This window comes from Enterococcus sp. E4-223 (genome assembly GCF_035727065.1).
Taxonomy (GTDB): domain Bacteria; phylum Bacillota; class Bacilli; order Lactobacillales; family Enterococcaceae; genus Enterococcus_B; species Enterococcus_B faecium.
The window spans coordinates 13,574-34,054 of sequence record NZ_JAPMLH010000008.1 but is presented as its reverse complement, the minus strand read 5'-3'; the positions used below and the strand labels follow the sequence as shown (position 1 = coordinate 34,054).

At 35.3% G+C, this 20,481-nt stretch carries 16 protein-coding genes and 8 pseudogenes; 15 read left to right on the top strand and 9 right to left on the bottom strand.

Translation table 11 applies throughout. The annotated features are described in order from the left end of the window. Nucleotides 1-963, top strand: coding sequence for a LacI family DNA-binding transcriptional regulator (locus OS139_RS11075; protein WP_002302077.1), 963 nt, complete (start codon nt 1-3; stop codon nt 961-963). Between the two features lie 169 nt (nt 964-1,132). On the opposite strand, the gene OS139_RS11070 is transcribed toward OS139_RS11075, so the two are convergent. The 3 genes and pseudogenes from OS139_RS11070 to OS139_RS11060 form a co-directional block, all read right to left on the bottom strand. After that, entirely contained in the window at nt 1,133-2,185 is a 1,053-nt protein-coding gene (locus tag OS139_RS11070; protein WP_226816283.1) for an IS3 family transposase, read from the bottom strand. Then, nucleotides 2,073-2,558: a transposase gene (locus OS139_RS11065; protein WP_002332301.1), complete on the bottom strand. Its 486-nt coding sequence runs from the start codon at nt 2,556-2,558 to the stop codon at nt 2,073-2,075. Before OS139_RS11065 ends, OS139_RS11070 begins: the two co-directional genes overlap by 113 nt. Before the next feature lie 116 nt (nt 2,559-2,674). Beyond that, nucleotides 2,675-2,830 (bottom strand): annotated as a pseudogene (locus OS139_RS11060) (transposase); the annotation flags it as partial. Between the two features lie 315 nt (nt 2,831-3,145). On the opposite strand from OS139_RS11060, the pseudogene OS139_RS11055 reads away from it, so the two are divergent. After that, a pseudogene (locus OS139_RS11055) lies at nt 3,146-4,384 on the top strand (nucleotidyltransferase); the annotation flags it as partial. Then, nucleotides 4,362-5,309: an SMODS-associated NUDIX domain-containing protein gene (locus OS139_RS11050; protein ID WP_002332303.1), complete on the top strand. Its 948-nt coding sequence runs from the start codon at nt 4,362-4,364 to the stop codon at nt 5,307-5,309. The pseudogene OS139_RS11055 and the gene OS139_RS11050, both read left to right, overlap by 23 nt. Nucleotides 5,310-5,600: 291 nt before the next feature. Here OS139_RS11050 and OS139_RS11045 read toward each other — a convergent pair. Together OS139_RS11045 and OS139_RS11040 are read right to left on the bottom strand one after the other, a co-directional pair. After that, a pseudogene (locus OS139_RS11045) lies at nt 5,601-5,828 on the bottom strand (hypothetical protein); the annotation flags it as partial. 15 nt (nt 5,829-5,843) lie between these two features. Further along, complete coding sequence (locus tag OS139_RS11040; protein WP_002332305.1) at nt 5,844-6,425, bottom strand: stage II sporulation protein M; 582 nt, start codon at nt 6,423-6,425, stop codon at nt 5,844-5,846. A gap of 261 nt (nt 6,426-6,686) precedes the next feature. On the opposite strand from OS139_RS11040, the pseudogene OS139_RS11035 reads away from it, so the two are divergent. From OS139_RS11035 to OS139_RS11025, 3 pseudogenes are all read left to right on the top strand, one after another. Continuing rightward, nucleotides 6,687-7,096: pseudogene (locus OS139_RS11035) on the top strand (recombinase family protein); the annotation flags it as partial. Beyond that, nucleotides 7,096-8,169: pseudogene (locus tag OS139_RS11030) on the top strand (DNA topoisomerase); the annotation flags it as partial. The pseudogenes OS139_RS11035 and OS139_RS11030, both read left to right, overlap by 1 nt. Next, a pseudogene (locus OS139_RS11025) lies at nt 8,163-8,285 on the top strand (zeta toxin family protein); the annotation flags it as partial. The pseudogenes OS139_RS11030 and OS139_RS11025, both read left to right, overlap by 7 nt. An 88-nt stretch (nt 8,286-8,373) precedes the next feature. On the opposite strand, the gene OS139_RS11020 reads toward OS139_RS11025, so the two are convergent. Next, nucleotides 8,374-9,336, bottom strand: a complete 963-nt coding sequence (locus OS139_RS11020) for a tyrosine-type recombinase/integrase (RefSeq protein ID WP_325066923.1) — start codon at nt 9,334-9,336, stop codon at nt 8,374-8,376. A 5-nt stretch (nt 9,337-9,341) separates the two neighbouring features. After that, entirely contained in the window at nt 9,342-10,124 is a 783-nt protein-coding gene (locus OS139_RS11015; protein WP_002332308.1) for a DeoR/GlpR family DNA-binding transcription regulator, read from the bottom strand. 486 nt (nt 10,125-10,610) lie between these two features. Here OS139_RS11015 and lacA point away from each other — a divergent pair, with 486 nt between their 5' ends. The 9 genes and pseudogenes from lacA to OS139_RS10970 all read left to right on the top strand — a co-directional run bounded on the left by lacA (nt 10,611) and on the right by OS139_RS10970 (nt 18,309). Beyond that, a complete protein-coding gene (lacA, locus tag OS139_RS11010) occupies nt 10,611-11,036 on the top strand; it encodes a galactose-6-phosphate isomerase subunit LacA (protein WP_002290555.1) in 426 nt (141 codons plus the stop codon). A 16-nt stretch (nt 11,037-11,052) separates the two neighbouring features. Beyond that, the gene (gene lacB, locus OS139_RS11005) at nt 11,053-11,568 is read left to right on the top strand and encodes a galactose-6-phosphate isomerase subunit LacB (protein ID WP_002345825.1); all 516 of its coding nucleotides are present in this window, start codon (nt 11,053-11,055) and stop codon (nt 11,566-11,568) included. A gap of 10 nt (nt 11,569-11,578) precedes the next feature. Continuing rightward, nucleotides 11,579-12,511, top strand: a complete 933-nt coding sequence (lacC, locus tag OS139_RS11000; protein ID WP_077150579.1) for a tagatose-6-phosphate kinase — start codon at nt 11,579-11,581, stop codon at nt 12,509-12,511. A 2-nt stretch (nt 12,512-12,513) separates the two neighbouring features. Next, nucleotides 12,514-13,494, top strand: coding sequence for a tagatose-bisphosphate aldolase (gene lacD, locus OS139_RS10995; protein ID WP_002290551.1), 981 nt, complete (start codon nt 12,514-12,516; stop codon nt 13,492-13,494). Between the two features lie 27 nt (nt 13,495-13,521). After that, nucleotides 13,522-13,839, top strand: coding sequence for a PTS lactose/cellobiose transporter subunit IIA (locus OS139_RS10990; RefSeq protein WP_002343086.1), 318 nt, complete (start codon nt 13,522-13,524; stop codon nt 13,837-13,839). After that, on the top strand, nt 13,839-15,545 hold the full coding sequence (locus OS139_RS10985; RefSeq protein WP_077150578.1) for a lactose-specific PTS transporter subunit EIIC: 1,707 nt from the start codon (nt 13,839-13,841) through the stop codon (nt 15,543-15,545). Before OS139_RS10990 ends, OS139_RS10985 begins: the two co-directional genes overlap by 1 nt. Nucleotides 15,546-15,686: 141 nt before the next feature. Continuing rightward, nucleotides 15,687-17,093 carry a 6-phospho-beta-galactosidase gene (gene lacG / locus OS139_RS10980; RefSeq protein WP_002290548.1) on the top strand — a complete coding sequence of 469 codons (1,407 nt, stop codon included), beginning with the start codon at nt 15,687-15,689 and terminating at the stop codon, nt 17,091-17,093. A gap of 22 nt (nt 17,094-17,115) precedes the next feature. Then, a pseudogene (locus tag OS139_RS10975) lies at nt 17,116-17,389 on the top strand (DUF3884 family protein). A gap of 20 nt (nt 17,390-17,409) precedes the next feature. Next, nucleotides 17,410-18,309, top strand: a complete 900-nt coding sequence (locus OS139_RS10970) for an aldose 1-epimerase family protein (protein WP_002343084.1) — start codon at nt 17,410-17,412, stop codon at nt 18,307-18,309. A gap of 472 nt (nt 18,310-18,781) precedes the next feature. On the opposite strand, the pseudogene OS139_RS10965 reads toward OS139_RS10970, so the two are convergent. Both OS139_RS10965 and OS139_RS10960 read right to left on the bottom strand, forming a co-directional pair. Beyond that, nucleotides 18,782-19,944 (bottom strand): annotated as a pseudogene (locus OS139_RS10965) (IS3 family transposase). A 181-nt stretch (nt 19,945-20,125) separates the two neighbouring features. Next, complete coding sequence (locus OS139_RS10960; protein ID WP_002356294.1) at nt 20,126-20,251, bottom strand: hypothetical protein; 126 nt, start codon at nt 20,249-20,251, stop codon at nt 20,126-20,128. Nucleotides 20,252-20,481 lie beyond the last annotated feature (230 nt).

Sequence of the window (20,481 nt, the reverse complement as noted above, 5' to 3'; positions counted from 1 at the left end):
ATGGTAGCAAAATTAACTGATGTCGCTGAATTAGCTGGAGTTAGCCCAACAACCGTTTCACGCGTCATTAATAATAAGGGATATTTATCAGAAAAAACAAAACAAAAAGTTCATGAAGCTATGAAAACTCTTGGTTATAAACCAAATAATTTAGCACGTGGACTTCAAGGAAAGTCACCTCAGCTTATTGGTCTTATTTTTCCTAATATTAGTAATATCTTTTACTCTGAACTCATTGAGTATCTCGAAATCGAGTTATTTAAACATGGATATAAAACGATTATTTGCAATAGTCAAAATGATCCTGCTAAAGAGAGAGAATACATTGAAATGCTTGAAGCCAACCAAGTTGATGGCATAATCTCATCAAGCCATAATCTTGGAATTGCTGATTATGAGCGTGTGAGAGCACCTATTGTTGCTTTTGATAGAAATTTAGCTCCTAATGTTTCCATTGTTTCTTCAGATAACTTTGAAGGGGGAAAACTTGCAGCTAAGACTTTACAAAAAAATGGTTGTCAAAATACCATTATGATTACAGGAAATGATAACACGGATTCTCCCACAGAATTACGTGCACTAGGTTTTTCTTTTCAAAATCCAAATGGAAAAATTTTCAAAATTCCTAATAATCTGTCTACTATCCGTCGTGAAATGGAAATAAAGTCAACTATTATAAATCACAAACCAGATGGTATTTTTGTTTCTGATGATTTAACAGCCATTCTCACTATGAAAATTGCTCATCAACTTAAACTTAATATCCCAGAAGATTTAAAAATTATTGGATACGATGGTACCTCTTTCATTGAGAAATTTTTCCCACAATTGACAACAATAAGACAACCAATTGATGAAATTGCAAGTCTTATTGTTGATATTCTTCTGAAAAAAATTAAAGGCGAAAAGACAAATAAGGATTATATTTTACCAATCTCAATACTTTCTGGAGGAAGTATTTAACGTCAAATTAATTTTTTAATGTCTATAAAATTCGTTAGAAAATACAATTTGTAGATATCCAATTGATTTGTAAACAAAAAGGAGTTGTCAACTTGTAGTGACCCCCAAAAGTTAGACTTTTTTGGAGTGGAGAAATCCACTCCTTTTTTCATGCTCTAAAATGATATTTTTACACAACCGTTACGGTTGTTTTACGAAATTGGACGGGACTTTGCCAGTTTAATTTCTGTTTTATCCGTTCATTATTGTAGTAATAGATATAGCTATCGATGGCTGATTTTAATTCCTCGAAACAGTTATAAACTTTCCCGTGAAAAATCTCTTGTTTTAATAAGCCAAAAAAATTCTCCATAAGTGAATTATCTAAGCAGTTCCCTTTCCGAGACAGGCTTTGAAAGATTTTGTACTCCTTCAATTTGTTTCTATAAGCTTTCATTTGATACGCCCAACCTTGATCTGAGTGAAACGTACGACGATAGGGACAATCGTTAGTGGTCTGGATAGCTTCCTCCAAACCTTCCATTACCGCTAATGCATTGGGCTTTTCAGAGATACGATAGGATAAAATCTCACTATTGAACATATCCATAAAAGGATCTAGATACAATTTCTTTTGACGGATAATGCCTTTGGCATCCACTTCATGGTATTTAAATTCAGTTGTATCCGTCGTGATTTTCTGATGGCAGATACTGGTGTAGAAACGACGATGGATCCGATTTTTGGCTACTGCTCCGACTTGTCCTCGATAAGAATTGTAGCGCCGTGATTTACGTGTGTATGCCGTTACTTTTATTCCTAGCTTCTTGATCAGGCGCTGAACTTTCTTTTTATTGATAGAGAAACCGCGGTTTCTTAGTTCATTGGTCATCCGTAAACAGCCATAATCCTTGTGCTTCTCCCGAACTTTAAGCATTTCCGCTTCAATCTCTTGATCTGGATTTTTACGGTCCAATCGTTTTTGCCAGTACATAAAGGTTGCCTTAGGGAACTTTAAAGTTTCTAGAAGCTCAACTAATTTAAACGGTCCTCGGAGGCTTGCGATGATTCGTGCGATTGCTTCATTCGTCGTTGTTGGGCTTCCTGTTTTCGCAGCTTCCTCAATTCTTTTAAAAGGTATTTTCAATTTGAAGGGAACGGACTCGTTTCTCCAACTCCTCGATGCGTTCACGTTCTTCAGACGTTGCTTTAGTTGTAGATTTTTTCTTATTTTTGGGTTCATTTTTCTTAGACAAGATAGGTGGACATCCTTTCGTTTTTGAGAGTCCATCGATCCCACCCTCACGGAATTGACGCATCCAACTAGCGATCAAATTAGGGTTGTTCATGTTAAGTGTGTTGGCAACTTCACGATAGGACAGCTCACTTGTTAGATATAACTCTATCGCATCCAGCTTAAATTGAACAGAATACTTTTTCTTTTGTCGCTTTCTTACTAGACCCTCTTCACCAAATTCTTGATAGGCATTGATCCAGCGCTTCACTTGTGATGGAGCCTTAATGGAATACTTCTTTGCCAGATAATCACTTCCGCCTTTGCCATCCAAATAATCATGAACGATCTTTAATTTAAGTTCAAAAGTATACTTAGCCATAAAAAATACCGACCTCCAAAAGTTAGATTTTTTGGTCTAACTTTTTGGGGTCACTACAGAATCAATTCTGATTCATCAGTCCCATAAATTATAGAGCCAAATTTAGTCATAACCAGTTAGGCAAAGTGCTTAACTGGTTTTTGTTTTACTTGGAAGATCAAGCCTTGAATGAGATAAATTCTTGTTCGAGAGTTGTGGGAATTTCGATAGCCGTAGGCTACTCGTTTTATCACTTTTATCTTGTTGTTTGTTCCTTCTAATGCACAATTACTATTAAAGAATATTGAATCCCTAATTTGTATTTATTCAAAACGTCAGCTTCTTACAAAACCGTTGTGGGAGGCGTAGATCTAAGCTGGTGATCATATCGAAAAAGCTTTGGCTATCCTTGTGTTTAAAGTGATAAATGAATAGATCTTTAATATAAAAAATATCTATAAATTATTTTTGATATTAAGCTAGCATTCATTGTAATGATTCTTGGCGAAAAAAAATATTTAAAGACTCATCAATACTAGCTCTATTTATGATGGTATATTTTCTTCGCAGATTTTTCCTTTTGCTAAATTCTGTGAGATGTTTACCAAGGGACACCACAGTATAACTCAGAAAAAAATAAAGATTATAAGATTGCAGAAGAAAGAATTCAAGGAAGTATGGCCATGCATACTATCACTCAAAATGATAAACAAGACTACGATGTTGACGTTGGGATAGTATTTGAAGAGGATAACTTAAATGAATTAGGTTCTTTAGCTACCAGAAATATGGTAGCAAATGCTTTAGAAAGAAAAACTAAGCAATTTGCAGAAGAGCCTGAAGTAAAAACAAGTTGTGTACGTTTGAAATACAGTTCAAAAGGGTACCACGTTGATTTTGCAGTGTTCAAAAGATATAAAAAAAATCCTGATGATGATGATTACATTTATGAGCATTCTGGATCAGAATGGTCAGTAAGACATATAAAGGACTTAGAATTATGGTTTAGTGAAAGAATAAAAGATAAAGGAGATAATTTAAGAAAAGTTATCCGCTTATCTAAAATGTTCTGTAAATCAAGAGAATCATGGAAGAATATGCCAAGTGGCTTGATTCAAACCGTTATATGTGAAGAGAATTTTAATGAAAGTTATTCAAGATTAGATGAAATATTTTATTATACAATGAAGAATATTGTAAATCGTTTAAATGTTTATTTAGAGGTATATGCTCCAGTTGATAATGGAAGGCCATTAGTAAATCGTGACATAGACTATCAACGTATGAAAAATTGGAAAAATAGACTTGAAACTCAACTTGACAGTCTAAATATTTTATTTGATGATGAGTGTACTTTCGAAGAGGCAGTAAAAGCTTGGGAAATATTTTTTGAGCATTCTTATTGGAACGAGTTATCAAATACAGTTAAAAAACAAAGTTTTACTGACACTGAAGAATTTATAGGAGATTTATATCCTATTTTGGAACAATTTGATGTAACAATCGATTGTAAAGTATCAGGAAACGGGTTTACTTTAATGTCTTTGCAGAAGTATTTGGACAAATATGCACCACACCTAAATAAATTCATTCCACCTAAATTTAAAATTGAATGTAGTATTCAAAGTACTAATTGCCCTGCATACGATAAAATTTTATGGAAGGTATTAAATGTAGGACACGAAGCTGAAAAAAGAAATGATATTCGTGGGCAAGTTCAAGATAGAGGTAGCCAAATAACTGAAAATACTAATTTTCGTGGTAATCATTTCATTGAGTGTTACTTAATAAAAGATGACGTATGTGTAGGAATTGGACATGTAGATGTTCCAATTGGAGGTGTTTAGCTTGGGAAATTATAATTATAAAATGATAGTATTAAAAATATTGTTTCTTTTTGTTATCTCATGTGTATTTTTAGGCGGAATATTTTATTTTGAATTTATAAAAAATTCTATTGGATCAATTCTAAGCGGCACTTTTGTAGGTATTACAATTCCTTATTTTTTATCAAGCATGATAGATTTAAGTGATAATAAAAGTTGGAAAAATTCCCAACGGAAATTAAAAAGAGCTGGATTGATACACAAGGACACTAAAATAAGAATTTCTTTTGCATATTTATTTAGGATAAAAGTAGACGGAAAATATTTTTTAGTACAGAATGTACGGACAAAAAAGTATCAACCAGTAGGTGGCGCATATAAATTAGAACCTAAAGAAGCACAGTATTTATCAGAAAAAATACCAGTTGAAGATGATGATCGAATTCCTATAGACACTACTACAAGGGGAGATTACCGATTATACGTCAAAAATAAAGATTTAAGAAGATTTATAAAAAGATTTGATAAAACTCCTTATAGGGAAAATATAAATAATCTCAGCAGGGAATTTATTGAAGAATTATTTACAACAAATATTCTGGACAAAGATACATTTGGAGATTTAACATATAAATATTGTGGAAGACATATAACAGATGTAGAATATGGTGATTTTTTTGAATGCTATGAATTGCTTTTAGCAGACATTATCGAAGTTAGATTGACTGATAAACAAGAAGAATTATTCCGAAAACTTATGGAAAAAACTGATAACCAATATATTTTTGCTACATTTAATGAAATTAAAACAGGTGGGGTAAAGCATGGAACCAGTGATCTGAAGGATAATATTGCTAATCACGCTCCCAAAATTCTAAGTGAAAACTCGGATATCTTAATAAATAAAAGTAGATATAAAAATATTATCACAATTAAATTTGACTAACATAATATTTTACAGGATCAAATATTTAACTATTTGATTCTTTTTTATTTGTTTTGTCTAATTACGGTACACTCAAAATTAACACTAATTTTTTTATACACTATAAAGCTGTCATTTTTCTAGATAAATGACATAAATTTTCAGCGCTAAGTGACAAAAGCAACTAATTTTTCATGATAGATTTTTAAATATCTCAATCTATCTTCAAAATTAGTTGCTTTTGTAGCTATAGTTGACTATGAATATGACAAATAATTAGAAAAAACTGTGCCAATTAAATATAAAATGACAACCTGTCTTTTGATCATGAATGAAAGCAGTCTGTTTTACTGTTCCGTCAGGATTGAATACGTCTGATTTCTTTAGCTTCATGACGTCACTCACACGTAGAAGCGTTGCTTTTCCAACTTGGAAGATCGTATAGTTACGACGTCCAGAACGAAAGCTATCAAGTAAGGTGTCTTGAACCATTTTTAAGATATTTGAATCTTTGATGGGTAGAACGATTTGTTGAACCATATTATTACTCCTCCTTTAACTTAATATATGACTAATCCAATCAGCAACGTAAGTTTCGGTGAAAGCTGCGATAACAATTAATGGGAGAACATATTTAATATAAGGGCTTAATAATAATTTTAACTCTTTCAATAGATTTGTATCGGCACTTTTTTTCTTAGATATTTTGTATCTAATCCATTTATTAAATTGATCCAAAGCTACCATCCATACGCAAAATGCGAAGACCTCAAATAACATATGAGGGAGCGAGGAGATTAAAATAACGAATCCTTTTGCCAACGAATATCTAAAAACTATACCAAATAATATTCCAGGTAGTATGACTGTAAAAAGTGGCTGAATCCAATATAAAAATCGGATAGGTATAATTGATAAAATTAACATACCTATCGGGACTTTAAACCCATTATTAAAAATATACGCAACTACTAATTGTAATCCTGATTTTTGTGATACGGATTTTGGGACATTGCTTGATACAGAATTTAATGTATCTGATAAATTAGGATTGATAATATAAGTTATTACAGCTGAAATAACAATAACAACCGTCAAGATCCCTAAATATTTAATGGGTTTAAAAAATCTATTCATTAGCCTACTCCTTTTAGGGTTATTATATCATTAAAATAAATAAACAGCCCCTTTAATCTGACAGTTAGATTAAAGGGGCTGTCATTTTTCTAGATAAATGGCATAAATTTTCAGCGCTAAGTGACAAAAGCAACTAATTTTTCATGATAGATTTTTAAATATCTCAATCTATCTCCAAAATTAGTTGCTTTTGTAGCTATAGTTGACTATGAATATGACAAATAATTAGAAAAAACTGTGCCAATTAAATATCAAAATGACAAATTGATGAATCAAATTCAAATTAAGGGGGGCAACCCTGGAAGTCTTAAATTTACCCTCAATGAATGGTATTGAAGATGAAAATTTAATGAAAATTTAAGGCGTTTGATTAATAGCCTTGTCATTGAATTGTACAAGTATCAAGCAGAATCAGAACGAAAAAAAATTAAGGAACGTCAGGCACAAGGAATCGAAATTGCTAAGAAAAAAGGCAAATTCAAAGGTCGGCAACTGAAATTTAAAAAAATGATCCACGTTTAAAGCATGCTTTCGATTTGTTTTTGAATGGTTTATCCGATAAAGAAGTTGAAGAACAAACTGGAATCAATCGCCGAACGTTTAGAAGGTATCGAGCAAGATATAACGTGACAGTAGATCAAAGAAAAAACAATGAAAAGAGGGATAGTTAATGAATACGGTTATTTTAGCTGAAAAACCAAGCCAGGCATTAGCCTACACAAGTGCTTTAAAACAAAGCACCAAAAAAGACGGTTATTTTGAGATCAAAGACCCACTATTTACAGATGAAACGTTTATCACCTTTGGTTTTGGGCATTTAGTGGAATTAGCAGAACCAGGTCATTATGACGAAAAGTGGCAAAATTGGAAACTTGAATCTTTGCCGATTTTTCCTGATCGATACGATTTTGAAGTTGCAAAAGATAAGGGAAAGCAGTTTAAAATTGTTGCAGAACTTCTCAAAAAGGCAAATACAATTATTGTTGCAACAGATAGCGACAGAGAAGGTGAAAATATCGCCTGGTCGATTATCCATAAAGCAAATGCCTTTTCAAAAGATAAAACATTTAAAAGACTATGGATCAATAGCTTAGAAAAAGATGTGATCCGAAGCGGTTTTCAAAATTTGCAACCAGGAATGAATTACTATCCCTTTTATCAAGAAGCGCAAACACGCCAAATTGCCGATTGGTTGATCGGCATGAACGCAAGCCCTTTGTATACGTTAAATTTACAACAGAAGGGCGTACAAGGTACATTTTCACTAGGACGTGTTCAAACGCCCACCTTATACCTTATTTTTCAGCGCCAGGAAGCCATAGAGAATTTTAAAAAAGAACCTTTTTTCGAGGTGGAAGCTAGTATAAAAGTAAAACAAGGGTCATTTAAGGGCGTTCTAAGCCCCACACAGCGTTTTAAAACCCAAGAGGAGCTTTTAGCTTTTGTTTCTTCTAAACAAGCTAAAATAGGCAATCAAGAGGGGATAATTGCTGATGTTCAAACCAAAGAGAAGAAAACGAATAGTCCGAGTTTGTTTTCTTTAAGTAGTTTGCAATCAAAAGTCAATCAGCTTTATAAAGCGACAGCGAGCCAAACTTTAAAAGCTATGCAAGGACTGTATGAAGCAAAATTATTGAGTTATCCAAGAACAGATACACCATTTATTACAGAGAACGAATTTGCTTATTTAAAAGCGAATTTTGGCAAATATAGCGGTTTTTTAGGACTTGATCTTGAAATGTTGTTATCATTGATAATGATACGTTCAAACAACAGCACCCAAATTTTGACGAATTAGTGAAACTCTATGAAAAAGACGTAGTAAAACATGCAACATCCTATTCTAATCAGCTGGTAAAGCTTAATTAGGTTATATAAGCTTGAAAATAAAGGGTTTGTCCAATATGGACAAGCCTTTTTCTTATGTTTTGCCACAGATTTGCCACACTTATTGTGTAAGAGTATCAAGGATAGGTATAATTTGATCCTTTGTTTTTTTAGTGATGTGCAAATAAATTTCTGTTACACGACTACCTCTAGAATGCCCTACACGGTCTTGAATTGCTTCTAGGGGCATTCCTTGCTCTGCTAAGAAACTAATATGCGTATGACGGAATATATGGGTCGTAATATGTTTATTAAAACTAAGTTTATTATCAATATCAATTCCTGCTCGTTTTGGATTACCTTTTCGATTTAATTTTCCATTTTCAGGTGAGTTGAGGAAATTGTTAAGGACACTATAATGAAGAGGTGTTCCATTATAGTCGGGTTTATGACGACTTTTGGAAGTAAAAATCCATCCATTATCTTTATAATCAGGATTGAATCTCATATGTTGGTGATTTAACTCAATTTCCTCTTTAAGAATTTCTATAGCCCTTTTAGATAATTGGACATTTCGGTAACTTTGTAAGTTTTTTACATTACCTTCATAGCTATTTTCTGCAGCTCCTCCGTGAGTGGACTGACTAATGATGATATTTTGCTTTTCAAAATATTGATAGGCACCAATATTTTGGAGTTTTCGACTCTGTAAGTCAACAGGGCCATTAGTTAGAATACCTATTGGGATGCGGTTTTTATGTAGAGCCAGCAGTAGTTGATGTATCTCAGGAATCATCGTAATCTGATCGAGTTCATATTCATAGTCAGCTTGGAAGTCTAGAGCTTCTGTCCTAGAAATACTATCGATGCCAAATTCTTCCATAGTCTTCTGACAGCGAAAAATTCTAAGCTGCTCAATACTGATGAGTTTTTTCGTGTATTTAGGAAAAGCAACATCAAACCAATATCTGAAACGTTTGTAAATGTTATCTATTTGTTGGATATCAATCGTTGGAAAACATTTCTCAACGCTACGTTTAAAGGGGAGTTGATGGTCATAAAGAGTGTCATCAAGGTCAAACAATATTTTTATAAGTCATAATTATAGTCCGCTTTTAAAATAGTAGTGTACTGGCTAAATTCCTCTAAGTGTTGAGGGCTAATCTGGTTATCTGTAATGATGGTATCGAGTTGATCTAGATTATAGAAGTTAAAGAAATCGTATCGATCGAATTTAGTACTGTCTACTAATAAGAATTTTTCTACAGCATTGTTTAGGGCAAGTTGTTGAATCACACCTTCCTTGTCACTATATGTAGCAATAGAATTATGGGTAACAGCATTTGCACTAACAAAAGCTTTGGCAAATCTAATTGCTTTTAAATTTGTCGAAGCCATTGAACCTACAAAAGCTCCAGTTATTTCTCTATATTCACCGCCAAGAAGCAATAAATCAATGGTTTCGCTATCATTTAGAATCAAGAACACAGGGAGACTATTTGTAATGACACGAATTTTATAACCTTTACGACCTTTCAATTCTAATGCCAGTTGTTCAAGTGTAGTTCCGGGTCCAATAAAAATAGTATCTCCATCTTTGATTAAAGAGCAGGCTTTTTTAGCAATATCAATTTTTTCTTTTGTATTTAGACTTTTCTTCTCGATATGTGTCTTTTCAAGTGGCTTTTTAGAGGAAAGCAATTGTGCACCACCATGAGTACGTGTTAAAAGTCCATCAGCTTCTAGAGCATCAAGGTCTCTACGGGCTGTCATATCGGAAATATCTAGTTCATCTATTATTTCTTTTATGGTTATGGTCCCATCAATCTTTAACATATCTAAAATTTTTTCTAATCGTCGTTTTTTGTTCATATGAAGACCCTTCTTTCATAAAGTAATTTTTTCCAAAGATAATTCTCTTTTAATTGTATCATAAAAGACAATATTTTCAAGGTAAAACAAACAATTTCAAACAAAAACAAATGTTAGATGATGAAATAAGAACAGAGGATTGACGTATATTAGCTTAGGTCAGATTTTGTATAAGACGAAAATAAAGTAGGACCTCTTAATCAGTAAGTTATAGAAAGTAAAAGACTTTTGTAATACTTGAATAGATATTTCACGTCCATTTTGTGATGGATTAAATGAACAAAAATGAACAATAATTTAACGGTGTTATCTATTTTTTAAAAAAACAAAGAAAAAAACAAAAAATAAACAAAAAAGTGTTGCTTTTTGTTTGAATGCTTGATATTATATAAACAAAGAAATGATGAAAACGTTTTTTCGAACATTTTACAAAATGTTTTCTACTTCTACGTAGCATTTCTTTCTAAAATTTAGGAGGTGGTCAAAATGGCTATTGTTGTTGGTGCAGATCTCAAAGGTACGAGATTAAAAGATGTTGTGAAAAATTTTCTTGTAGAAGAAGGTTTTGAGGTAATTGATGTGACTAAGGACGGACAAGATTTTGTTGATGTTACCTTGGCAGTTGCCTCTGAAGTAAATAAAGATGAGCAAAACTTAGGTATTGTAATTGATGCTTATGGAGCTGGTCCATTCATGGTAGCAACTAAAATTAAAGGTATGGTTGCAGCAGAAGTTTCAGATGAACGCTCAGCTTATATGACACGTGGACATAACAATTCACGAATGATTACGGTTGGCGCTGAAATCGTCGGTGATGAGCTTGCTAAAAACATCGCTAAAGGTTTCGTCAATGGTAAATATGATGGCGGACGTCATCAAATCCGAGTAGATATGCTTAACAAGATGTGTTAAGAAAAGGAGTTAAGGAATGAGAATCGCAATTGGATGTGACCACATTGTCACAGATGAAAAAATGGCAGTATCAGAATTCTTGAAATCAAAAGGACATGAGGTCCTTGATTTCGGGACATATGACCACGCACGTACTCACTACCCTATCTATGGTAAAAAAGTCGGTGAAGCAGTAGTAAGTGGTCAAGCAGACTTGGGAGTATGTATCTGTGGTACAGGTGTCGGCATTAACAATGCAGTCAATAAAGTTCCAGGTGTTCGCTCAGCGTTGGTTCGTGATATGACATCAGCTATATATGCAAAAGAAGAGTTAAATGCGAATGTTATCGGTTTCGGTGGAATGATTACTGGTGGTCTTCTTATGAATGACATCATTGAAGCTTTCATTGAAGCTGAGTACAAACCAACAGAAGAAAATAAAAAATTGATTGCAAAAATCGAACACGTTGAAACACATAATGCACATCAAGCAGATGAAGATTTCTTTACAGAATTCCTTGAAAGATGGGACCGTGGTGACTACCACGATTAAGGTATAACAAATGATTCTGACAGTCACACTAAATCCTTCAGTAGACATCTCTTATCCTCTAGAAACATTGAAAATTGATACAGTGAATAGGGTGAAAGATGTTAGTAAGACAGCTGGTGGAAAAGGCTTAAATGTTACTAGAGTCTTGTATGAATCTGGTGATAAAGTTACTGCTACAGGTTTCTTAGGTGGTAAAATTGGTGAATTTATTGAAAGCGAATTAGAACAATCTCCTGTTAGTCCAGCTTTTTATAAAATCTCAGGAAACACTAGAAACTGTATTGCTATCTTACACGAGGGTAACCAAACAGAAATTTTGGAACAAGGACCAACAACTTCTCATGAAGAAGCAGAAGGCTTTCTTGACCACTATAGCAATCTTATTAAACAATCAGAAGTTGTGACAATTTCAGGAAGTTTACCTTCAGGACTTCCCAACGATTATTATGAAAAACTTATCCAACTTGCTTCGGATGAAGGAGTAGCAGTCGTTTTGGATTGTTCAGGTACACCTCTTGAAACAGTTCTAAAATCGTCGGCTAAACCTACTGCCATCAAACCTAATAATGAGGAACTTTCACAGTTGCTTGGAAAAGAAGTAACAAAAGATATTGAAGAACTCAAAGACGTTCTTAAAGAGTCACTTTTTAGTGGTATCGAATGGATAGTGGTCTCATTAGGTCGAAACGGTGCCTTTGCAAAACATGGTGATGTTTTCTATAAGGTAGATATTCCTGATATCCCAGTTGTTAATCCAGTCGGATCAGGGGACTCAACGGTAGCTGGTATTGCATCAGCTTTAAATAGTAAAAAAAGTGACGCTGACTTATTAAAACATGCGATGACATTGGGTATGTTAAATGCTCAAGAAACAATGACAGGGCATGTGAATATGACTAATTACGAAACACTAAACTCACAAATTGGAGTAAAAGAGGTATAAAAATGGTACTTACAGAACAGAAACGCAAATCTTTGGAAAAAATTTCAGATAAAAACGGTGTTATCTCAGCTTTGGCATTTGACCAACGTGGTGCTTTGAAACGTTTGATGGCACAGTATCAAGATACAGAACCAACTGTAGCTCAAATGGAAGAACTAAAGGTTTTGGTTGCTGATGAACTTACAAAATACGCTTCTTCAATGTTGCTTGACCCTGAATATGGACTTCCAGCAACAAAAGCATTGGATAAAGAAGCAGGTCTTCTTCTTGCCTATGAAAAAACAGGTTATGATACATCAAGTACAAAACGTTTGCCTGACTGCTTGGATGTTTGGTCTGCAAAACGTATCAAAGAGCAAGGCGCTGATGCCGTTAAGTTCTTGCTTTACTATGATGTAGACAGCTCAGATGAACTTAACCAACAAAAACAAGCTTATATTGAACGTGTTGGTTCTGAATGTGTCGCTGAAGATATTCCTTTCTTCTTGGAAATCCTTGCTTATGATGAAGAAATCTCAGATGCAGGTTCTGTTGAATATGCAAAAGTGAAACCTCGCAAAGTCATTGAAGCGATGAAAGTTTTCTCTGATCCACGCTTTAACATTGATGTTCTTAAAGTAGAAGTACCAGTTAACGTTAAATATGTCGAAGGTTTTGCTGATGGTGAAGTGGTTTACAGTAAAGCTGAAGCTGCTGACTTCTTTAAAGCACAAGAAGAAGCGACTAACCTTCCATACATCTACCTAAGTGCAGGTGTATCTGCTAAATTGTTCCAAGAAACATTGCAATTTGCTCACGACTCAGGTGCCAAGTTTAATGGTGTGCTTTGTGGACGTGCTACTTGGGCAGGATCTGTAGAACCTTACATCAAAGAAGGTGAAAAAGCAGCACGTGAATGGTTGCGTACTACTGGATTCGAAAATATTGATGAACTTAACAAAGTTCTTGTTAAAACAGCTAGTCCATGGACTGATAAAGTATAGTAAAAACATAAAACGGAGGATATTGTTATGAACAGAGAAGAGATGACTCTCTTAGGGTTTGAAATTGTTGCTTATGCTGGAGATGCTCGCTCTAAACTTTTAGAAGCGCTTAAAGCGGCTGAAAATGGTGATTTCGCTAAGGCAGATAGTCTTGCAGTAGAAGCAGGAAGCTGTATTGCAGAGGCTCACAATTCTCAGACAGCTATGTTGGCTCGAGAAGCTTCTGGGGAGGAACTTCCATACAGCGTTACCATGATGCATGGTCAGGACCACTTAATGACTACTGTCTTATTAAAAGATGTGATTCATCACCTCATCGAACTTTATAAAAGAGGAGCAAAATAATGCATAAACTCATTGAACTTATTGAGAAAGGGAAACCGTTCTTTGAGAAAATCTCTCGAAACATCTATCTTCGTGCTATTCGTGATGGATTTATCGCTGGTATGCCAGTCATCCTTTTCTCATCTATCTTTATCCTTATTGCCTATGTCCCAAATGCTTGGGGATTCCACTGGTCAAAAGACATTGAGACCTTCTTGATGACTCCTTATAGCTATTCGATGGGTATCCTAGCATTCTTTGTTGGTGGTACTACCGCTAAAGCTTTGACGGACTCAATGAACCGTGACCTACCTGCGACCAATCAGATTAACTTCTTATCTACGATGCTAGCGTCTATGGTAGGGTTCCTTTTGATGGCAGCTGAGCCTGCAAAAGAAGGAGGCTTCTTGACAGCCTTCACGGGAACAAAAGGTCTTTTGACAGCATTTATTGCAGCCTTTGTGACAGTTAATATTTACAAGGTCTGTGTGAAAAATAATGTTACTATTCGTATGCCTGAAGAGGTTCCACCAAATATCTCTCAAGTATTTAAAGACTTGATTCCATTCACTGTATCGGTTGTTCTCCTTTATGGATTTGAACTCATTGTTAAGGGAACTCTTGGTGTAACCGTTGCAGAATCAATCGGTACCCTTCTTGCTCCTCTCTTCTCAGCTGCAGATGGTTACCTTGGAATTACACTTATCTTTGGTGCTTATGCCTTCTTCTGGTTTGTTGGTATCCACGGTCCTTCAATTGTCGAACCAGCAATCGCTGCTATCACTTATGCCAATATCGATGCCAACTTGCATCTTATCCAAGCTGGACAACATGCAGATAAAGTTATCACTTCTGGTACTCAAATGTTTATTGTTACCATGGGTGGAACAGGAGCTACATTGATTGTTCCATTCTTGTTCATGTGGATTTGTAAATCAGAACGTAACCGTGCCATCGGACGTGCCTCAGTTGTTCCAACATTCTTTGGGGTTAATGAGCCAATCTTATTTGGTGCACCAATCGTATTGAATCCGATTTTCTTTGTACCGTTCATTTTCGCTCCGATTGTCAACGTTTGGATCTTTAAATTCTTTGTTGACACATTGAACATGAACTCATTCTCTGCCAACCTTCCATGGGTTACTCCTGGTCCGTTGGGAATTGTACTCGGTACTAACTTCCAAGTTCTATCATTTATCTTAGCCGGACTCTTGGTAGTTGTTGATACTATCATTTATTACCCATTTGTTAAGGTATACGATGAACAAATTCTTGAAGAAGAACGTTCTGGTAAAACAAACGATGCTCTTAAAGAAAAAGTAGCTGCAAACTTCAATACTGCTAAAGCAGATGCCGTTCTTGGAAAAGCAGGCGTTGCTAAAGAAGATGTAGCAGCAAACAATAATATCACAAAAGAAACTAATGTCCTTGTTCTTTGTGCAGGTGGAGGTACAAGTGGCTTGCTTGCCAATGCCTTGAACAAAGCAGCAGCAGAATACAATGTTCCAGTCAAAGCGGCAGCGGGTGGTTACGGTGCTCACCGTGAAATGTTGCCAGAGTTTGACTTGGTTATCTTGGCTCCACAGGTCGCTTCAAACTTCGATGATATGAAGGCTGAAACAGATAAATTGGGCATTAAACTTGCAAAAACTGAAGGAGCTCAATATATCAAATTGACACGTGATGGACAAGGTGCTCTTGCATTTGTTCAACAACAGTTTGATTAATAAATTTGTAAAAGTTATTTGAGACGAGATTATTCTTTCAGTTCCTTATAATATTGTTAACCATATCATTGCATTTCATTTCCTTGGTTTCCGGAACTCAGAATATCGTCTCAAATGCTTTTTTTGAAAGGATTTATAGTTATGACTAAAACACTTCCTAAAGATTTTATTTTTGGTGGTGCTACAGCTGCTTATCAAGCAGAAGGTGCGACTCACACGGATGGTAAAGGCCCAGTTGCATGGGATAAGTATCTTGAAGACAATTATTGGTACACAGCAGAGCCTGCAAGTGATTTTTACCATAAATATCCTGTTGATTTAGAATTAGCTGAAAAATATGGCGTTAATGGTATTCGTATTTCAATTGCCTGGTCTCGTATTTTCCCAACTGGCTATGGCGAAGTAAATGAAAAAGGTGTTGAATTCTACCATAACCTTTTTGCCGAGTGCCACAAACGTCATGTTGAGCCATTCGTGACTTTGCACCACTTTGACACACCAGAAGTTCTTCACTCAGATGGAGATTTCTTAAACCGCGAAAATATAGAACACTTTGTAGATTATGCCGCTTTCTGTTTTGAAGAGTTCCCAGAAGTAAACTACTGGACAACTTTCAATGAAATTGGCCCAATTGGAGATGGTCAATACTTGGTTGGTAAATTCCCTCCAGGCATTCAATATGATCTTGCCAAAGTCTTCCAATCACACCACAATATGATGGTTTCTCATGCACGTGCTGTGAAATTGTATAAAGATAAAGGTTATAAAGGCGAAATTGGTGTAGTACATGCGTTGCCAACCAAATACCCTTATGATCCAGAAAATCCAGCAGATGTTCGTGCCGCTGAGTTAGAAGATATCATCCATAACAAATTTATCTTGGATGCAACCTACCTTGGACACTATTCAGATAAAACGATGGAAGGGGTCAACCACATCCTAGCTGAAAATGGTGGAGAACTTGATCTTCGTGATGAAGACTTCCAAGCACTTGAAGCAGCTAAAGATTTGAACGATTTCCTTGGTATCAACTACTACATGAGTGATTGGATGCAAGCCTTTGATGGTGAGACTGAAATCATTCACAATGGTAAGGGTGAAAAAGGAAGTTCTAAGTACCAGATTAAAGGTGTTGGTCGCCGAATCGCACCAGATTATGTGCCTAGAACGGATTGGGACTGGATTATTTATCCTGAAGGCTTGTATGACCAAATCATGCGAGTGAAAAATGATTATCCAAACTACAAGAAGATTTACATCACTGAAAACGGTCTTGGATACAAAGATGAGTTTGTAGATAATACCGTTTATGATGATGGTCGTATTGATTACGTGAAGAAACACTTGGAAGTTTTATCAGACGCAATTGCGGATGGTGCAAATGTTAAAGGTTACTTCATCTGGTCACTTATGGATGTCTTCTCATGGTCAAACGGATACGAAAAACGTTATGGACTATTCTATGTAGACTTTGACACGCAAGAACGCTATCCTAAGAAATCAGCTCATTGGTATAAGAAAGTAGCAGAAACTCAAGTGATAGAGTAATATTACTTGAAAATGTAAAAAATTGTTATCCGATACTTTAGAAAAAGTACAACACTTATTTAGACCAGGCTTTGAAAAGGTATATATTGTTAGTTTCGAAGATTGTCCTATGATTCCTGAGCTTGAAGCTACCCCCGTTGCTAAAATGTGGTAAATGGTATGTTTTAACTGGAAAAGAGTGGATTTGCCATTCTGATTTAGAGTTATCAGCATTTGAATGGGAATTTTTACAATCACTCGATGTAGAAATACGTGAGACTATTCACTTCGAGGTAAATTATTTGCCTTTCCAATAATAAAAAGAAAGGAATTAGTTGTGACTATCGAATTAAAAAACGAGTATCTTACTGTTCAGTTTAAAACACTTGGTGGTCAACTGACTTCGATTAAAGACAAGGATGGGATAGAGTATCTCTGGCAAGCTGATCCAAATTATTGGAATGGACAGGCGCCTATTCTATTTCCTATCTGTGGTAGTTTACGAAATGATTGGGCTATTTATAGACCTCAAGAAAGACCTTTTTTTACAGGTCTTATTCGTAGACATGGTTTTGTTCGAAAAGAAGAATTTATTCTGGAAGAAGTCAATGATAATAGCGTGACCTTTAGTATTAAACCAAATGCTGAGATGCTTGATAATTACCTATATCAGTTTGAACTGAGAGTTGTTTATACCTTGAATGGTAAATCAATTAGAACCGAATTTCAGGTAACGAACTTGGAAATGGAAAAAACAATGCCTTACTTTATTGGAGCCCATCCAGCATTCAATTGTCCTTTAGTAGAAGGTGAAAACTATGAGGATTATTATATTGAATTTAGTGAGGTTGAGTCTTGCTCGATACCAAAGAGTTTTCCTGAGACAGGATTATTAGATTTGCAAGATCGGACACCTTTTTTGGAAAATCAAAAGATTCTCGATTTGGACTACTCACTTTTTTCCCATGATGCCATTACACTTGACAAGCTCAAGTCTCGTAGCGTAACGCTTCAGTCAAGGAAGTCTGGTAAAGGTCTTCGAGTAGATTTTGATGATTTTCCGAACTTGATTCTGTGGTCTACAACTAATAAAAGTCCATTCATTGCTTTGGAACCTTGGAGTGGTCTCTCCACTTCACTTGAAGAAGGTAATTTCTTAGAAGATAAAAGACAGGTAACGAAAATTTCACCTCAAGAAACTTCTAGAAAAATCTATGATATTACTATCCTTAATTAAAATTTGTTATTATTTGAGTCTTCAATAAGATTTGAATACTCTTACCTTGTGATGATAGATTGGTCTTCTCCGTGCCAGTCTTACATCGCAAGGTTTTTAAGTTTTTTGTGGGTCTATGTCAACTGTAGTGGGTGACGAAAAGCTAATATCTAAAGACAGTCTGGTAGTAAAAAAATAAGATTATTTACTACTTCTTGATTTAAAATAATAGTGGAGCCATTAATTTGTGGCAAATTTAATTTAATATTTTGCCTCAAATTAGCCACACTTTTTATAGAACTAAGAGGAAAAATGAAGTTTTCTTCCTATTAATATAGTTGTTTGAAATCTTAAATATAGCGTTTTGGAATGGCAACAGTTTTTTTGACAAATTTTATAAGGTGCAGAACTTCTTTCCGTATGCTATTCCGATTGTCCTTGACAATGAGCCTCCTCGGATGTGACGATCTTCGGCAGGAGCTAACAGTTAAAGTTAGACTGCCTCGCTAGCGTTAGCACATCCGAGCTCATTATCAAGGATTCGCTGCGCCAATCTCTGGTTACAGTAACCAACCGGTGTCTCGTAGCCAAGTGTACCGTGCAACCGAAGGTGGTTCCACCAATTGACATAGTCAAATAACTCCAAATCCAATTGTTGTAAGGTTTCAAATGTGTATTGATAGACAAATTCTACTTTCAACGACTTATAAGTTGATTCAGCTACGGCATTATCAAAAGGACAGCCTTTATGACTCAATGATTGATTGATGTCAAAAGTTGTTAATAATTCATCAATAGCTTGGTTATCAAACTCTTTTCCACGATCAGTATGAAAAATCTCAACCTCTGTCAGAGGTTGTTTGATACAGCTAAATGCTTTTTTTACTAGAACGGCATCTTTATGTTCTCCACAAGAATAGCCGAGAATTTCTCGATTGAACAGATCCAAAATGAAACAGACATAATTCCATTTTTTCCCGACTCGTACATAAGTCAAGTCTGTTACGATCGCTTCTAATGGGTTGTCTCTTAAGAATTTACGATTCAATACGTTTGTCGTTTTGGCTTCATTGCAAGTAGAATGATGTACTTTAAAATAAGCAACAGTATAGCTCGATTTTAATCCTCTATTTTTCATGATTCTACTAATTTTTCGTCGGCTGATCTGAATGCCTCATTTTGATAAGGCTTTTTTTATTTTTCTTGAGCCGTAGGCCTTTCGGCTGCGGATAAATTCTTCAGCGACTACTTCTTCAAGTTCTGATTCGTCTTTCTTTGGTTTTGATTGATAATAATAGGACTGACGTGATAGACCTAATATTCTGCACATCGCTGATATAGGGTAAAGATGCTTATTCGCATCGATTACTTGTCTCTTCGTCCGAATATCAGCGCTGCTTGCTTTAAAATATCATTTTCCATTTCTAATTGCTGGTTTCTTTTACGTAGTTCTAACAATTCTTTTTGTTCAGGCGTAAGATTATCTTTTTCTTTGAATGAACCACTCGTTTTAGATTGCTTTACCCATTTGTCAAATGCTGAAGCCGTTAGTTCATATTCTCGAATGATTTCTACACGTGGCTTTCCAGCTAAGTAAAGATTGACGATTTGTTGCTTGAATTCTTGTGAAAAAGTTCTTCGTGTTCTCTTAGACATAAAAATTCCTCCTGGTATGTTTTCTTCTAGTCTACACACCTTAATTTTTCTGTCTAGTTAATTGTAGCCTATCCATAAAACTAATATAAAGCTTGGTACGATTCTGTTTGTAAGACATACGAATAGTATCAGAGGTAGGAGCCAAGCTGCCTGATATTAAATTATCGATAAAGTAGAAAGGTTAAGCATTAGCCGCTGCAATAACTAATGCTAGGAGACAGCAACGTGTAACCATTACCGCACGTGTTTCTGAATGGTGGTAGCGACCGATTTGAACGGCTAGGGCGGAAATACGGTGCAAATGCACGGTGGTTTCATGCAATGCTTACAGGGCGTATTTTGTAAGGGTATGTAACGGAGATAATCCCGACGGTAATGGATGTGAGAGGCCAAGCCGACGCTGACGGTAGGGCAAACAAACATAGTTGCACTCTAGCGATCGTTATTTATTTTTAACGGTCAAACTAGGGTACAACTATGCTTAAAACACTTCGCCTCAACTTCTGGTAGCAAAAGTGATTTTGAAAGTCAAAATAT

What these genes read in the sequence shown, in the direction of transcription:
- lacA (WP_002290555.1), top strand. Translation starts at nt 10,611, where the DNA reads ATGGCTATTGTTGTTGGTGCAGATCTCAAAGGTACGAGATTAAAAGAT.
- OS139_RS10985 (WP_077150578.1), top strand. Translation starts at nt 13,839, where the DNA reads ATGCATAAACTCATTGAACTTATTGAGAAAGGGAAACCGTTCTTTGAG.
- OS139_RS11050 (WP_002332303.1), top strand. Translation starts at nt 4,362, where the DNA reads ATGTTCCAATTGGAGGTGTTTAGCTTGGGAAATTATAATTATAAAATG.
- lacC (WP_077150579.1), top strand. Translation starts at nt 11,579, where the DNA reads ATGATTCTGACAGTCACACTAAATCCTTCAGTAGACATCTCTTATCCT.
- lacD (WP_002290551.1), top strand. Translation starts at nt 12,514, where the DNA reads ATGGTACTTACAGAACAGAAACGCAAATCTTTGGAAAAAATTTCAGAT.
- OS139_RS10990 (WP_002343086.1), top strand. Translation starts at nt 13,522, where the DNA reads ATGAACAGAGAAGAGATGACTCTCTTAGGGTTTGAAATTGTTGCTTAT.
- OS139_RS11070 (WP_226816283.1), bottom strand. Translation starts at nt 2,185, where the DNA reads ATGAACCCAAAAATAAGAAAAAATCTACAACTAAAGCAACGTCTGAAG.
- lacG (WP_002290548.1), top strand. Translation starts at nt 15,687, where the DNA reads ATGACTAAAACACTTCCTAAAGATTTTATTTTTGGTGGTGCTACAGCT.
- OS139_RS11040 (WP_002332305.1), bottom strand. Translation starts at nt 6,425, where the DNA reads ATGAATAGATTTTTTAAACCCATTAAATATTTAGGGATCTTGACGGTT.
- OS139_RS11015 (WP_002332308.1), bottom strand. Translation starts at nt 10,124, where the DNA reads ATGAACAAAAAACGACGATTAGAAAAAATTTTAGATATGTTAAAGATT.
- OS139_RS11065 (WP_002332301.1), bottom strand. Translation starts at nt 2,558, where the DNA reads ATGGCTAAGTATACTTTTGAACTTAAATTAAAGATCGTTCATGATTAT.
- OS139_RS11075 (WP_002302077.1), top strand. Translation starts at nt 1, where the DNA reads ATGGTAGCAAAATTAACTGATGTCGCTGAATTAGCTGGAGTTAGCCCA.
- lacB (WP_002345825.1), top strand. Translation starts at nt 11,053, where the DNA reads ATGAGAATCGCAATTGGATGTGACCACATTGTCACAGATGAAAAAATG.